Here is a 13,994-nt window from a genome sequence, read left to right on the forward strand (position 1 = left end):
CGACCCGGCAATCCATCTCTTCTTTATGAAGAAGATGGATGCGCGGGTCGAGCCCGCGCATGACAATTTGGAAGGCCGAGGCGCTACTTCTTCGGCGGCGTCGGCCACGGCTTCTGCGGGCCGCGCAGGCTTTCGAACGCCTTGCCCATGCCGAGCACGCCGATGTCGTCGAAGCGGCGGCCGATGATCTGGACGCCGATCGGAAAGCCCTTCTTGTCGTAGCCGCCGTTGATCGACAGCGCGGGGTTCTCCGACATATTCCACGGCACGGTAAAGCAGATGTGCTCGAACGGCTTTGCGGGGTCGTTGAGCGGCGCTGCGAACTCCGCCGGGAAGTTCACCACCGGCGACACCGGCGAGATCACGTAGTCGACCTCGCAGAACAATTTCGCGGCGGCCGCGCGGATCGCCATCGTCATGTTGAAGCCGCGCACCACATCGACGCCGGAGAGCTTTGCACCGGCCTCTGCCCAGTTGAGGATGTAGGGCAGGGTCTTGCCGCGGTCGGCCTGCGACAGTTTTGACAGCTCATCCCAGGTCCGGGCGCGCCAGAAATTGTCGAGCCCTTCGAGCATCTCGGGCGTCAGGATGCCGTCGATCTCGGTGATGACGGCGCCGGCGGATTCGAACGCCTTCGCAGCCTTCACGACGACCTCGCGAACCTCCTTCTCGACCTTCTGGCCGGAGCCGGCGTCGAGCATCAGCCCGATGCGCAGCTTGCGCGGCGACTTCTCCAGCGCCTTCCAGTTCACCTCGAGCGCCGGCAGGCTCATGCCGTCGCGGCGGTCGGGACGCGACAGCACGCTCATCATCAGCGCGGCGTCATCGACGGTGCGGGTCATCGGACCGGCGACGCGGCCGACATAGGGCGGGTCGATCGGCACGCGGCCGAGGCTCGGCTTCAATGCGACGAGGCCGCACCAGTTGGCCGGCAGCCGCACCGAGCCGCCGATATCGGTGCCGAGATGCAAGGGACCATAGCCGGCGGCACCTGCCGCGCCAGCGCCGGCGCTCGAGCCGCCGGGGTTCTTGCTGACATCCCAGGGATTGCGGGTCAGCGGATGGAACGACGACAGGCCCGACGACAGCATGCCGTAGTCCGGCATCGTGGTCTTGGAGAAGATCACGCAGCCGGCCTCGCGCAACCGCGCCGCGGGCGGTGCATCCTTCTCCACGGGCGCCAGCTTGACGCTCGCCGCGCCCAGCGGCACCGGCTGCCCCTTGGTCGCGACATTGTCCTTGATGGTGGCGGGAACGCCATCGAGCGTGCCGGCCGGCTCGGCCTGCTGCCAGCGCTCGGTCGAGGTCCTGGCGACCTTCCGCGCCCCTTCCGGGTCGTACAGATACAGCGCCTTGATGTGCGGCTCCCAGGTCGCGACCTGGGAGATGATTTCCTCCAGCACCTCGGACGGCGAGAACTGCTTGGCACGATAGCCGGCGAGCAGGTCGACGGCGGAGAGATCGTGCAGCGACGTGATGGCGTCCCCTTTGGGCTTATGCATGCGCACCTGCCGGCATGCGTTTCTCGATGATGCGGGCGAACATGCTGGCGCCGATCGGCAGGATCTTGTCGTCGAGAACGTAACCGGGATTGTGAACGGGCACGGAGCCGTCATGGCCGACCCAGAAATACGCGCCGGGAATGGCCTGCATCATGTCGGCGAAATCCTCGCTGCCCATCTTCGGCGTCGAGCGCGTGATGACCTTGGCGGGGTCGACGACGGTGCGCGCGACTTCCTCGACGACGCGGGACTGCTCTTCCTGATTCACCAGCACGCTGAAGCCGTCGCGGATCTCGACCGAGATTTCGGCGCCATATGCCGCCGCAAAGCCGGCGGAGATTTCGCGCATGCGCTTGCGGATCAGCTCACGAATCTCGTCGGAGAAGCAGCGCACCGTGCCGCACATCCAGGCTTCGCCGGGAATGACGTTGTACGCCGACCCGGAATGGATCTGCGTGATCGACAGCACCGCAGCCTGCAGCGGATCGACGTTGCGGCTGACGATCGACTGCAACGCCTGTCCGAGCGTCATTGCGATCACGACCGCGTCCTTGGAACGCTCCGGCATCGCGCCATGGGCGCCATAGCCCTGGATCCTGATGTCGAAGAAGTCGGCTGCGGCCATTGCCGGGCCCGGCAGGATCGCGATCTCGCCATGGTTGAGGTCCGGCGCGTTGTGCAGGCCATAGACCTCGTCGCAGGGGAACTGCTTGAACAGGCCGTCCTTGATCATGGCGCGGGCGCCGCCGAGGCCTTCCTCGGCCGGCTGGAAGATGAAATGCACGGTGCCGTCGAAATTGCGGGTCTCGGCGAGATAGCGCGCCGAGCCGAGCAGCATCGTGGTGTGGCCGTCATGGCCGCAGCCGTGGAAGCGGCCGGGAATGGTCGAACGCCACTTCAGATTGGTGTTCTCTTCCATCGGCAGCGCGTCCATGTCGGCGCGCAGGCCGATCTTCTTGGTGCCGTTGCCCTTGCCCTTGAGCACACCGACCACGCCGGTGCCGCCGAGGCCGCGATGCACCTCGATGCCCCAGCTCGTCAGCTTGTCGGCGACGATGCCCGAGGTGCGGACCTCCTCGAAGCCGATCTCGGGATGTGCATGCAGATCCCGTCTGATGGCGGTGAGTTCGTCGGCAAAACTGTCGATGCGCTCAATGGTCGGCATGGCTCTCTATCCGTTTGTGCGTGATGGGGAGGTGGGTGTGAAAGTAGGGCCGTTCGGCTTGATACGAATGCCGGGACGCAAATGTCTCCACGGCAGCGTGGCGGTATCGGCGGGCATCGCGCCGGGAGCGGCGCAGATCAAGAGCTTCTCGGCGATCGGCTCGAAATCGGCGCGGAAGTGCACCGAGCTCTTGTTGACCAAAATCTTCTGTGCCGTCGGCTCGATGCCGACATAGCGGTACATCGCCTGGTCGGCAAGCTGGGCCTTGTAGGAGCCGACCACGACGCGGACGTCGCCGACCCGCAGGCAGGCCGAGGGGCCCATGTCCATGTCGCGGCCGCCGAAATAGGGACCGGGAGCCACGAATTTTCCATCCGAGAGCTGTTCGACGACAAAAGTCTCCCGGTATGGCGCGTCGCCGGGAATGCCGGACTTGCCGCCGAGCTCGAGCGTGACTGATGCCCCGACACCGGCGCTGTGCGCGGCCTTCGCGGATTGCGGGTCGTAGATCACGCCGGTTGCGGCACTCGCCTTGTTGCGCACCAGCGCGCGCAGCATGCCGGTGGTGTCGGAATCGCCGCCGGCGCCGGGATTGTCCTGGGTGTCGGCGATGATGATCGGCTTGCTGGCCGATTTCGCCAGTTCCATCGCCAGCCGCACGCCTTCGTCGGGCGAATAGATCCGGCCGTCGAAATCGTCCTCATGGCTCTCGACCAGGGCGACGACCTTGTCGGCGGCGGCATCCGCATCGGCCTGGGTCCGGCCGTAAGCGAATACGCTCGGCCCGCAATCCCTGAAATCGGCGGCCGGGAAGCCCGGCGCAAACGACAGCGTCGGCACCGCGTCGCTCTCGAGTGCGGCGAGCTTCTGATAGATGCCCTTGGTCGGCTGGTCGTTGGTGCATTGCCAGCTGATCGGGATCAGGAACGGCAGTTGCCGGAATGCCTTTGCGAAGCGCTGCCTGGACTTGAGCATCAGCGCCAGATGCCGGGCGCAGGCGCGGCCGGTTTCGGCCATGTCGACATGCGGATAGGTGCGGTAGGCAATCAGCGCATCGGCATGCTCGATCATCTTTGGCGAGACGTTCGCATGCAGATCGAGGCTCGCCACCAGCGGCAGGTCGTTGCCGATCGCCTTGCGCACGCGGGCCAGCGTTTCGCCTTCACCGTCGTCATAATGCTCGGTGACCATGGCGCCGTGCAGGTCGAGATAGACGGCATCGATCGGTCCGGCCGCGGCGATGCCGTCGACCATTTCCGTCACGATCCGCTCGAACGCATCCTTGCTGACATGCGCCGACGGGCTCGCCGCGGCGAAGATCGTCGGCACCAGCTCCCAGCCATTGGCTTCCGCCGCCTCGACAAAGCCGGCGAGGCCGACATTGATCTTGCGCATGACCTTGAGCACGTCGGCGCCATGCGTCATCGACGGCCAGCCACCGCCATGCACGAAATCGTCATAGGTTGCCTTCGTCGGTGCGAAGGTATTGGTCTCGTGCAGGAAGCCGCCAACGGCAATGCGGGTCATCAAGTCGGTCTCGATACGTTTCTTCGATCATGATGCGATCATAACGACGCGCGTCATGATCTCATCTCGTTGGTTGGAGCGTGATCTCCGGGGAAGACCGGCGTCCACCTTCAGGGCCACGCTCTAGCGCGCGACGTTAAGCGTGTCGTCGCGCCCAGCGCAAGCCGGGGAGCACCAGCGGATTTGCATGCCCTGTGGGCGGAAAGGCTTGAGGCTAAAGACCTAGGCCGTCGCCACAATGCCTTCCGAAACCGGGCGGAAATTCGCAAAATCCCAGCCGCGTCCGGGCGCCGCATCGAGCAGCGCGCGGGTATAGGCCTGCTGCGGATTGGTCAGCACCTCGGCGGCCGGTCCCTGCTCCACAACGCGGCCATGTTGCATCACGGCGACGTCGTCGCAGATTTGTGCGGCGACGCGCAAATCATGCGTGATGAACAGCAGCGCGATGCCCAGCCGGCGCTGGATTTCGTCAAGCAGATCCAGAACCTGCGCCTGCACCGAGACGTCGAGCGCGGACACCGCCTCATCCGCGACGAGCACGTCGGGATCGAGCGCCAGCGCGCGCGCGATCGCGATGCGCTGGCGTTGGCCGCCGGAGAACTGGTGCGGATATCGCGAGATCGCGTCGGGCGGCAAATGGACGAGCTCGAGCAGCTCGCGCGCGCGCGCCAGCGCATCCTTGCGCGGCATGCCGTAATTGACCGGGCCTTCCGCGATGCTCTCGCCGACGGTGACGCGCGGATTGAGCGAGCGGTAGGGATCCTGGAAGATGATCTGGATCTTCTGGCGATGCGGCTGCAACAGCCGGCGCGACAGGTCGGAGATCTCGCGGCCGGCGAGGCGCACCCCGCCGGAGGTCGGATCGATCAGGCGGACGATGCATCGCGCGACCGTCGACTTGCCGGAACCGCTTTCGCCGACGATGCCGAGGGTGCGGCCCTTGCGCAGAGTGAGCGTGACGTTGCTGGCGGCGGCGACCTCGCGGGCTTTGCCGTACAGCGACCGCTCCCGGTAGACCTTGCTGAGCTCGTTGGCTTCCAGCACCACGGGCTCGGTCGTCTCCGGGCGCGGCGCGCGCGGCACCAGGCTCGGCACCGAGGACAAGAGGTTGCGGGTGTACTCCATCTTCGGATTGCGCAGCACGTCCTGCAGCGGGCCGGTTTCGACCAGGCGGCCGTGCCGCATCACCGCGACGCGGTCGGCGATCTCGGCCACCACGCCCATGTCGTGGGTGATGAACAGAACCGCGGTGCCGTGATCGCGTTGCAGGTCGCGGATCAAGGTGAGGATCTGCTTCTGGGTGGTGACGTCGAGCGCGGTGGTCGGCTCGTCCGCGATCAGGAGCTTCGGCTCCAGCACCAGCGCCATCGCGATCATGATGCGCTGGCGCTGACCGCCCGAGAGGCGGTGCGGGTAGGAGGAGAAGATGCGCTCCACGTCCGGCAGCCGCACATGCTCCATCATCGCCAGGATTTTCTGGCGCCGTGCGCGGGCATCGAGATCTGTGTGGGCGCGCAGCACCTCGTCGATCTGGCGGCCGACCGGCACGACGGGATTGAGCGCGGTCATCGGCTCCTGGAAGATCATCGCCATCCGCGTGGCGCGGAGTTGCCGCAGCCGCCGGTCGCTGGCGGTGAGCAGTTCTTCGCCGACCAGCTTGACGCTGCCGCCAGACGGCACCAGCGTGCCCTTCTGCTGCAGGCCCATCACGGTGAGCGATGTCACCGACTTGCCCGAGCCGCTTTCGCCGACCAGGCACAGCGTCTCGCTTTCACGTACCTGCAGCGAGAGGTCGTCGATGATGCGATGCGCATCCGCCTTGCGGCCGAGGCCGACGACGAGATTGCTGATGTCGAGGACGACGTTGGTCATGTCAGGGTCTCTTGGCGCTGCGAAGGAATTTACCCACTGTCATTCCGGGATGGTGCGCCAGCACCAGACCCGGAATCTCGAGATTCCGGGTTCGATGCTTCGCATCGCCCCGGAATGACGGCTTCAGAAGAGCTGAAGCCGTCACTTGCCCTCACGCTGCTTCATGCGGGGATCGAGCGCGTCGCGGGCGGCGTCGCCGATCAGGTTGACGCTGAGAATGGCGATCGAGAGCAGCAGCCCCGGCCAGAAGATCAGCGACGGCTTGACCTGGAAATAGGCGCGGCCCTCGGCCATGATGTTGCCCCAGGTCGGCGTTTCCGGCGAGATGCCGGCGCCGAGGAACGACAGGATCGCCTCGGTCAGGATCGCGGACGCGCAGACATAGGTGCCTTGCACGATCAGCGGCGCGATCGTGTTCGGCATCAAATGCCGCCACATGATCTTCGGCAGGCTGGTGCCGAGCGAGATCGCGGCCTCGACATAAGGTTCCTCGCGTGCGGTCAGCACCACCGAGCGCACCAGCCGCGCCACGCGCGGGATCTCGGGGATGGTGATCGCGACCATCACGGTCCAGATGCTGGCGCCCGACAGCGACACCACGGCGATCGCGAGCAGGATGGCGGGGATCGCCATCAAGCCGTCCATCACGCGCATCAGCACCGCATCGACCCAGCGGAAGAAGCCGGCGACGAGGCCGATCAGAAGGCCGATGGCGATCGAGCAGACGGCGGCGCCGAGCCCGATCACCAGCGAGATCCGTGCGCCGTAGATGATGCGCGACAACAGGTCGCGGCCATAAGCGTCGGTGCCGAGCAGATATTGCGCGCTCGACGGCTTCAGCCGCTGCGACGGCGTCAGCAGCAGAGGATCGTGCGGCGCAAGCAGCGGCGCGAAGATCGCCATCAGGATGATGAGGGCGAGGCTGATCGTCGCAACCGCGATGATCGGCGTCGACGTCAGGAAGCCGAACTTGACGCGGAACGGCCGGGTGACGGGAAGCGAGGATTCGGGAAGGGTTTCGATCGCCATTGCTCAGTACCGGATACGAGGATCGAGCAGGGTGTAGGCGAGGTCGATCAACAGATTGACCGCGACGTAGATACCCGACGTCAACAGGATCATCGCCTGGATCACCGGATAGTCGCGCGCCAGCACCGCATCGACGGTGAGGCGGCCGATGCCGGGCAGATTGAACACGCTCTCGGTGACGACGACGCCGGAGATCAGCAGCGCGAAGCCGGAACCGATCACCGTGATGACCGGCACGGCGGCGTTGCGCAGCGCATGGCGCAGCAGCACGCCGGTCTCGCCGATGCCCTTGGCCCGCGCCGTGCGCACGTAATCCTCGCCGAGCACATCGAGCATCGAGGCCCGCGTCATGCGTGCGATCAGCGCGACATAGATGAAGGAGAGTGTGCAGGTCGGCAGGATGAGGCGCTGGAAGAACGGACCGAAGCCGGCCGAGATGCTCTTGAAGCCCTGTACCGGAACCCAGCGCAGATCAATCGCAAAGATCTGGATCAGCACGTAGCCGATGACGAACACCGGCACCGAGAAGCCGAGCACCGAGAGCCCCATCACGAAGCGGTCGATCCAGGTGCCGTGCTTCCACGCCGCGATCACGCCGAGCGGCACCGCCACCAGGATCGAGAGGATGATGGTGGCCAGCGCGACCGAGATCGAGGGCTCGAGGCGCGGGACGATCATTTCGAGGATCGGCTTGTTCGAGATCAGGGAGACGCCGAGGTCGCCGTGCAGCAACTTGGCGATCCAGGTGTAGAACTGGATGTAGATCGGCTCGTTCAGACCAAGCGAGGTCCGAATGCGTTCGAGCTGTTCGGGCGTCGCGTTGTCGCCGGCGAGGATGGCGGCCGGGTCGCCCGGCGTCAGCCGCAGCAACAGGAACACGAACAGAGCCACCACGCCCATCACGGGAATGGCGGCGAGGATGCGGCGAAGCAGATATCCGAGCAAATTTGATCCGTTGGGTTGTGGTCGATGAAGTCCGCAGCGGGACCGTTGCACACCAGACCGTAGCACAGATGGTAGCAGACTCACGGTAGAACTTGAGCAAGTCCCATGCCATCGGTGCTGCGGATTTTGCGGTGCAGCTAATCAGTCCTGTTGGCCGCGATTATTCCTCCGGTGAAGTTCGAAGCAGTCCACTGGAAGGTGGATTGATTTCAGCTTTGCGCGCGTCGGCGGGCACATCGAGCCCGGCGCCGAACGACGGCGCCATCGGCGGCGTGTCGAGGTCGCGCCAATCGTCGATCGCCTGGGCCACCATCTGCGCCGTCGCCGCCGACAGCGTCCAGCCGAGATGACCGTGGCCCGTATTGTAGAACACGCCCGGAATCCGTCCGGCGCGAACCACCGGCATCATGTTCGGCATCATCGGGCGCAGGCCCGCCCATGGCACGACTTTCGACGTATCGATCTCCGGGAAATGATGCCGCACCCAGTCCACCAGCGGTTGAATGCGATCGGCGCGAATGTCGCGGTTGAAGCCGTTGAACTCGGCGGTGCCGGCGACGCGGAAGCGGTCGGCGCCGAGCCGGCTGGTGACGATCTTCGCAGCTTCATCGAGCAGGCTGACGGTTGGGGCCGCATTCCGGCTTTGCGGCGCATCGAGCTGCACCGTGATCGAATAGCCCTTCACCGGATAGACATTGACGCGGTCGTTGAGCAGGCTGGCGAAGTGGCGGCTCGCCACGCCGGCGCAAATCACGATCCCGTCCGCCTGTAGCTGCTGTCGCGTCGCGACCGCAGCATCATGTGAAGCAGCTTCGTTCCAGCCGATGCGGAAGCCGTCATCGCCGTGTGCGATCGTGTCGACGTCGGCTTCATGGACGAAGCTCGCGCCACGGCGGATGCAGGCGTCGGCAAGCCCACGCGTGAATTTGTGAATATCGCCGGTCGCGTCGGACGGCGTGAAGAAGCCGCCATAGCAGGTTGTCTGCAGCGCGGGTTCGATGACGCGGATCTCGTCCGGGGTCACCGGCCGGCGGTCGAGCCCGCCTTGCTGCAGCAGCGTGTTGACCTTGAGGCCGGCTTCGAAGCCGGCCCTGTCGTGATAGACGTGCAGGATGCCGCGGCGTTCGAGATCGAAGGCGATGTTTTCGCGCTCTGCGATCGAGAACAGATGCTTGCGCGCTTCGATGGCGAGCTTCGTGGTCTCGATGGTGTTGCCGCGATAGCGCGTGATGTGGCCTACGAACTCGCCGATCCAGGAATATTTGTGCCAGCTCGGCTTCGGGTTCATCAGCAGCGGCGCGTCGCTTCTCAACATCCAGCGCAGCCCCTTCAGAATGGTCGCGGCGCTGTTCCATACCTCGGCATTGCTGGCGGAGAGTTGTCCGCCATTGGCGAACGAGGTTTCCATCGCGGCGTAGCGATGCCTGTCAAGGACAGTCACCTTGTAGCCGCGTTCAAGCAGGGCATAGGCCGTCGTTACGCCGGTGATGCCGGCGCCGATAATCGCGATATGTGGCATGATGGTTGTCAGGCTCCCGTGGGTTAGAGTCGCCGAACCACCGGTCAAACCGGCATTCGGCGCCCCATCTGTCACGGTACCTGAGAGCTTGATCCGCATCGGGCCGGGGCCAGAAGCGAACTATCCCCTTCGGTGGACGTCATGGCCCTTGATGTGCGGCCATGTTCGTCTCTCTCCAGATCGTCCTGACGATACAGTCCTTTTGCCTGAGAGTTTCCGGGGCGGTTGCTCCGTCGGCGCCGAAGGCAACAACACGAACGTTGTCGCTTCGATCTCTCCCGCATCGTCGCGTTGGACGGCCGGACCGTAGGCGAAGCCTTAAAAATGGACAAGGCTAAATTTCGATCCGGCAGTGCCAACGTGTTGTGCAGTGCAAATCGATGTCAGTCCAGCGTCGCCAGCAGTGCCGCCATCAGGCGGCCGCGTTCGGCGAGGCTGTCGACCTCGATGTGCTCGTTGAGCGTATGTGCATCGGCGCCGCGAACGCCGAGGCCGTCGAGCGTGGGGATGCCCATCGCGCCGGTGAAGTTGCCGTCCGAGCCGCCGCCGGCGCTGCCGTGCGGCAGATCGAGACCCATCGCTGCAGCAAGGCCTTTTGCCTTTTCATAGAGCGCCATGGTGCCCGCATCGGGCTCCCACACCGGGCGGGTGACGCCGCGCGTCACCTTGAAGGTCACGTCGTTGGCGGTGCCCGACAGTGCCAGCATGCGCTCGACGCCACGGTCGAGATCGGCCTGGCGCTTGGCCATGCTGAGCGCTTCGCCGGTGCAGGTCGTTGCGACGCAATTGACCCACTGGCCGCCATGCACGATGCCGACCGAGAAGGTGCAGTCCTCGGTGGTCATGCCGTCGATGGCGATGATCTGCCGCGCCATCTCGCGGATCGCGGAGCGGCCGGAAGACAGCGTTGCGCCGGCATGGCTGGGCTTGCCGGTGGCTTCCAGGTTGAAGCGCGCGATCGCATAGCGGCCGGTGACGACGCCGTTGTTTGGACGGCCGGGCTCCGGCACCAGCACATATTTGTTGCGCGCGGCTTCCGCCTCGATGATGTCGCGCGTCGACGGCGTGCCGACCTCTTCGTCGGGGGTGAACAGCACGGTGATCGGCAGCGGAGTCGTGAAAGAGGCGCGCGCCAATTGCCTGATCGCCTCGATCGACAGGTAGTTGCCGCCCTTCATGTCGAAGATGCCCGGCCCGAAGCACTTGTTGCCTTCGCGCCGCCACTTCAGGTTCTCGATGGTGCCGACGGGGTGAACGGTGTCCAGATGGCCGGCGATCAGGATGCCGGGCTGGCCTTGTTTCGGATGGGGAAAACGGGCGCGGACGCAGCCCGCGAAGCCCTGGCGTCCGGCGATGCGCTCGATCGTCGCACCCATGATCGCCATCTCGCGGGCGGCGAGATCGAGCATGCGTTCGACCGCGGCGGCGTCCCAGGTCGGGCTTTCGCATTCCACCCAGCTGCGCAGGCCCTGCAGCATCGTTTCGGAATCAAAGGGGAGATTGGCGGGGTTCATCGTTGTTCTCTCTTGTTGTTCTGACGGCGCCGGCATCGCGCGCGCGTTACGAAAATCTCAGCCGACGATTTTGTAAAGCCAAAATCTGGCGCGCGGCCTCATTCGTTTGTGTACGTCCGATGCGACCTGAAACCGATTGACGCGCTTGGCGCTTGGTGCAAGTCTCGATTTCACAAGCCATACAGCATGTTAGTTCGCCTAAATAACGAACCACATGCATAACGAATAAGCCGGCTTTGACCAGTTACACGTCAGGAGAGATTGCATGTTCCCTATCTCGCGTTGGAAACACCGCACGCTAGCGGCCGCGTTGACGGCGCTCGCGCTGTCGTTCGCGCCGCAGGAATTGTCATTCGCGCCGCAGGCGATGGCCGCGGGCAAGACCATCACCGCGGTGATGCACTCGGATCTGCGCGTCATCGATCCGATCATGACCACGGCCTACATCACCCGCGATCATGGCTACATGATCTATGATACGCTGCTGGCGACGGATTCCAATTTCAAGATCCAGCCGCAGATGGCGGACTGGAAGGTTTCCGACGACAAGCTGACCTACACGTTCACGCTGCGCGACGGTCTGAAGTGGCACGACGGCGCGCCGGTCACCGCGGAAGACTGCGTCGCCTCGCTGCAGCGTTGGGGCAAGGTCGACGGCATGGGCCAGAAGCTGATGGACTTCGTCGCGAGCCTGGAGGCGACCGACGCCAAGACCATCACGCTGAAGCTGAAGGAACCCTACGGCCTCGTGCTGGAATCGATCGGCAAGCCGTCATCGCGCGTGCCGTTCATGATGCCGAAGCGTCTGGCCGAGACGCCGCCGGACAAGCCGATCCCGGAACAGATCGGCTCCGGACCGTTCAAATTCGTGCAGGCGGAATTCCAGCCGGGCGTGAAGGCGGTCTATGAGAAGAACAAGGACTACGTGCCGCGCAAGGAGCCGGCGAGCTGGACCGCGGGCGGCAAGGTCGTCAAGGTCGACCGCGTCGAGTGGGTCACGATGGCCGATGCGCAGACCGCGGTGAACGCGTTGCAATCCGGCGACATCGATTTCATGGAGAACCTTCCGTTCGACATGCTGCCGGTGCTCGAAGCCAATCCGGATCTCAAGATCGACGTCCTCAACAAGTTCGGCTTCCAGACCCTCGGACGCATGAACTTTCTCTATCCGCCGTTCGACAATCCGAAGGTGCGCCGGGCTGCGTTCCTGGCGATGAACCAGAAGGACGTGCTCGACGCGCTGGTCGGCAACGCCAAGTACCAGAGGGTCTGCGGCGCCTTCTTCGTCTGCGGCACGCCGCTCGAGACCGACGTCGGGGCCGAAACGCTGGTGAAGGGCAACGGCCTGGCGGAAGCCAAGAAGGCGCTTGCCGCATCCGGCTATGACGGCACCCCCGTGGTGATTATGGCGCCGGGCGACGTCACGACGCTGAAGGCGCAGCCGGTCGTGGCTGCGCAGCAGTTGCGCGAGGCCGGCTTCAAGGTCGACCTGCAGGCCACCGACTGGCAGACCGTGGTGACCCGCCGCGCCAGCCAGAAGCCGCCGAAGGAAGGCGGCTGGAACATGTTCTTCACCAACTGGGTCGCGGCCGACGTCTCCGATCCGATCGTCAACGCGTCGATCACCGGTCGCGGCAAGAATGGCGGCTGGTTCGGCTGGGCCGAAGACCCGAAGATCGAGGAGCTGCGTGACAAGTTCGCGCGCGCCGGCTCGGCTGAGGAAAAGAAGAAGATCGCCGCGGAAATCCAGACCGAGGCCTACGATCAGGTGATCTACGTTCCGCTCGGCCAGTACACCATTCCGAGCGCATGGCGGAAGTCGCTGACCGGTGTGCTCGACGGCCCGGCAACGCCGATCTTCTGGAATATCGACAAGTCCGAGTAAGCTTGCGGCTTGACGCAAAACAAATGGCCGGGACTTGTCCCGGCCATTTTTCTTTTTCGCGCTGTCGCGTGTCAGGTGTGGCTGTCGCGGAGCTGCTCCAGTCCGTCGCTGAGCGGTGGTCCGCCTTGTGGTGCGTGCTGCGGCGGGGAGGGGCGCTCCTTGCGCTGATCGGGTTGGTCGGTTGCGCGCTGCGCGGATGGATCGTCGTTCGGCATCGTCATGCTCCAATTGCGGCATGACAACGAATACGCAGGGTGCGGGTTCCGAACCGGCGACCGCTAATCGCCGTGGTCTGGTCTCATGCTGCTCGGGCTCGACAAGCTCGTGAGCTGTGTCTGTCCGATGCCGGTTCCGCTCATCCAGACCACCGCTCCAGCGGCAAACGCGAGCAGTCCGTACACCATGATCGCGCCGCGGATCCATCGCCGGTAGATCGCGCGGTCGTCGGGCGCAGCGTCGCGGAAATTCTGGGCATCGAGCCCGTTGCTGCAATGAGCCGCATCGTCGCAGTGTTCGAGAGTAAAGGCACCATGATCGCGCGCCGTTTCGCTGGTAATCCGATTGCAGTTTGCAATCCGATTGCGCTTCGCAATCTCCATCGCCGATCTCCGACAAAAATTGATTTCGAAATGCAACAGCCGCGAAAATGCGCGGCCGGAATTTCCAATGCGGGCAAGACTACGACAGACAGCGACCGCGGCGTGTGAACTGCGCCACAGCCGGAAAACACGACGCTGGCCCGCTCGGGTGCGCGTGGCATGCGAAGGTTGGTGCGGGCGGTGGGACTCGAACCCACACGACGTTGCCATCGAGGGATTTTAAGTCCCTTGCGTCTACCAGTTCCGCCACGTCCGCGTTGCGCCAGGCGCGCCGATTTCTAGCGCGTTTGGGCGCCGAGTGGAATTGTCATTATCCGGTGCTAACAGGTGAGCTTTCAAAGGCTTAAGCGGCGGCCCGCAATTCCATTTGCCTCGGCGGCCGGGCATTGGGATAAGCAGCGCGCCGCCGCGATTGAGCCTCAATCCGGACACCGGTG

Annotated in this window: 10 protein-coding genes, 1 tRNA gene and 2 riboswitches; of the genes, 1 reads left to right on the forward strand and 10 read right to left on the reverse strand. The window is 64.5% G+C overall.

The window, feature by feature from the left end:
- Nucleotides 1-83: 83 nt before the first annotated feature.
- The 8 genes from ACVIYL_RS27630 to ACVIYL_RS27665 all read right to left on the reverse strand — a co-directional run bounded on the left by ACVIYL_RS27630 (nt 84) and on the right by ACVIYL_RS27665 (nt 11,073).
- Nucleotides 84-1,502: an amidase gene (locus ACVIYL_RS27630; RefSeq protein WP_456780302.1), complete on the reverse strand. Its 1,419-nt coding sequence runs from the start codon at nt 1,500-1,502 to the stop codon at nt 84-86.
- Nucleotides 1,495-2,667: a M20 aminoacylase family protein gene (locus tag ACVIYL_RS27635; protein WP_016846360.1), complete on the reverse strand. Its 1,173-nt coding sequence runs from the start codon at nt 2,665-2,667 to the stop codon at nt 1,495-1,497. Before ACVIYL_RS27635 ends, ACVIYL_RS27630 begins: the two co-directional genes overlap by 8 nt.
- Nucleotides 2,668-2,673: 6 nt before the next feature.
- Nucleotides 2,674-4,194 carry a M81 family metallopeptidase gene (locus tag ACVIYL_RS27640; protein ID WP_253608009.1) on the reverse strand — a complete coding sequence of 507 codons (1,521 nt, stop codon included), beginning with the start codon at nt 4,192-4,194 and terminating at the stop codon, nt 2,674-2,676.
- A 222-nt stretch (nt 4,195-4,416) separates the two neighbouring features.
- Nucleotides 4,417-6,066, reverse strand: a complete 1,650-nt coding sequence (locus ACVIYL_RS27645) for an ABC transporter ATP-binding protein (RefSeq protein WP_253608010.1) — start codon at nt 6,064-6,066, stop codon at nt 4,417-4,419.
- A 141-nt stretch (nt 6,067-6,207) separates the two neighbouring features.
- Complete coding sequence (locus ACVIYL_RS27650; protein ID WP_057019082.1) at nt 6,208-7,095, reverse strand: ABC transporter permease; 888 nt, start codon at nt 7,093-7,095, stop codon at nt 6,208-6,210.
- 3 nt (nt 7,096-7,098) lie between these two features.
- Nucleotides 7,099-8,040: an ABC transporter permease gene (locus tag ACVIYL_RS27655; protein ID WP_028336105.1), complete on the reverse strand. Its 942-nt coding sequence runs from the start codon at nt 8,038-8,040 to the stop codon at nt 7,099-7,101.
- Between the two features lie 160 nt (nt 8,041-8,200).
- Nucleotides 8,201-9,559: a D-amino acid dehydrogenase gene (locus ACVIYL_RS27660; RefSeq protein ID WP_456780303.1), complete on the reverse strand. Its 1,359-nt coding sequence runs from the start codon at nt 9,557-9,559 to the stop codon at nt 8,201-8,203.
- A 66-nt stretch (nt 9,560-9,625) separates the two neighbouring features.
- Nucleotides 9,626-9,740: riboswitch (glycine riboswitch) on the reverse strand.
- Between the two features lie 3 nt (nt 9,741-9,743).
- A riboswitch (glycine riboswitch) is annotated at nt 9,744-9,850 on the reverse strand.
- Nucleotides 9,851-9,942: 92 nt separating this feature from the next.
- Nucleotides 9,943-11,073, reverse strand: coding sequence for a M20/M25/M40 family metallo-hydrolase (locus ACVIYL_RS27665; protein ID WP_456780304.1), 1,131 nt, complete (start codon nt 11,071-11,073; stop codon nt 9,943-9,945).
- Nucleotides 11,074-11,338: 265 nt separating this feature from the next.
- Between ACVIYL_RS27665 and ACVIYL_RS27670 the strand changes: the two genes are divergently transcribed.
- Nucleotides 11,339-12,958: an ABC transporter substrate-binding protein gene (locus ACVIYL_RS27670; RefSeq protein ID WP_456780305.1), complete on the forward strand. Its 1,620-nt coding sequence runs from the start codon at nt 11,339-11,341 to the stop codon at nt 12,956-12,958.
- A 278-nt stretch (nt 12,959-13,236) separates the two neighbouring features.
- Here the strand turns inward: ACVIYL_RS27670 and ACVIYL_RS27675 are convergent, their stop codons facing one another.
- Nucleotides 13,237-13,557: a hypothetical protein gene (locus tag ACVIYL_RS27675; RefSeq protein ID WP_456780306.1), complete on the reverse strand. Its 321-nt coding sequence runs from the start codon at nt 13,555-13,557 to the stop codon at nt 13,237-13,239.
- Nucleotides 13,558-13,726: 169 nt separating this feature from the next.
- A tRNA-Leu gene (locus tag ACVIYL_RS27680) sits at nt 13,727-13,813 on the reverse strand.
- Nucleotides 13,814-13,994: the final 181 nt, after the last annotated feature.

Source organism: Bradyrhizobium sp. USDA 3315 (assembly GCF_054056795.1).

Excerpts from the sequence above, each read along its gene's own strand:
- ACVIYL_RS27645 (WP_253608010.1), bottom strand. The coding sequence starts at position 6,066 with ATGACCAACGTCGTCCTCGACATCAGCAATCTCGTCGTCGGCCTCGGC.
- ACVIYL_RS27660 (WP_456780303.1), bottom strand. The coding sequence starts at position 9,559 with ATGCCACATATCGCGATTATCGGCGCCGGCATCACCGGCGTAACGACG.
- ACVIYL_RS27635 (WP_016846360.1), bottom strand. The coding sequence starts at position 2,667 with ATGCCGACCATTGAGCGCATCGACAGTTTTGCCGACGAACTCACCGCC.
- ACVIYL_RS27675 (WP_456780306.1), bottom strand. The coding sequence starts at position 13,557 with ATGGAGATTGCGAAGCGCAATCGGATTGCAAACTGCAATCGGATTACC.
- ACVIYL_RS27665 (WP_456780304.1), bottom strand. The coding sequence starts at position 11,073 with ATGAACCCCGCCAATCTCCCCTTTGATTCCGAAACGATGCTGCAGGGC.
- ACVIYL_RS27650 (WP_057019082.1), bottom strand. The coding sequence starts at position 7,095 with ATGGCGATCGAAACCCTTCCCGAATCCTCGCTTCCCGTCACCCGGCCG.
- ACVIYL_RS27670 (WP_456780305.1), top strand. The coding sequence starts at position 11,339 with ATGTTCCCTATCTCGCGTTGGAAACACCGCACGCTAGCGGCCGCGTTG.
- ACVIYL_RS27630 (WP_456780302.1), bottom strand. The coding sequence starts at position 1,502 with ATGCATAAGCCCAAAGGGGACGCCATCACGTCGCTGCACGATCTCTCC.
- ACVIYL_RS27640 (WP_253608009.1), bottom strand. The coding sequence starts at position 4,194 with ATGACCCGCATTGCCGTTGGCGGCTTCCTGCACGAGACCAATACCTTC.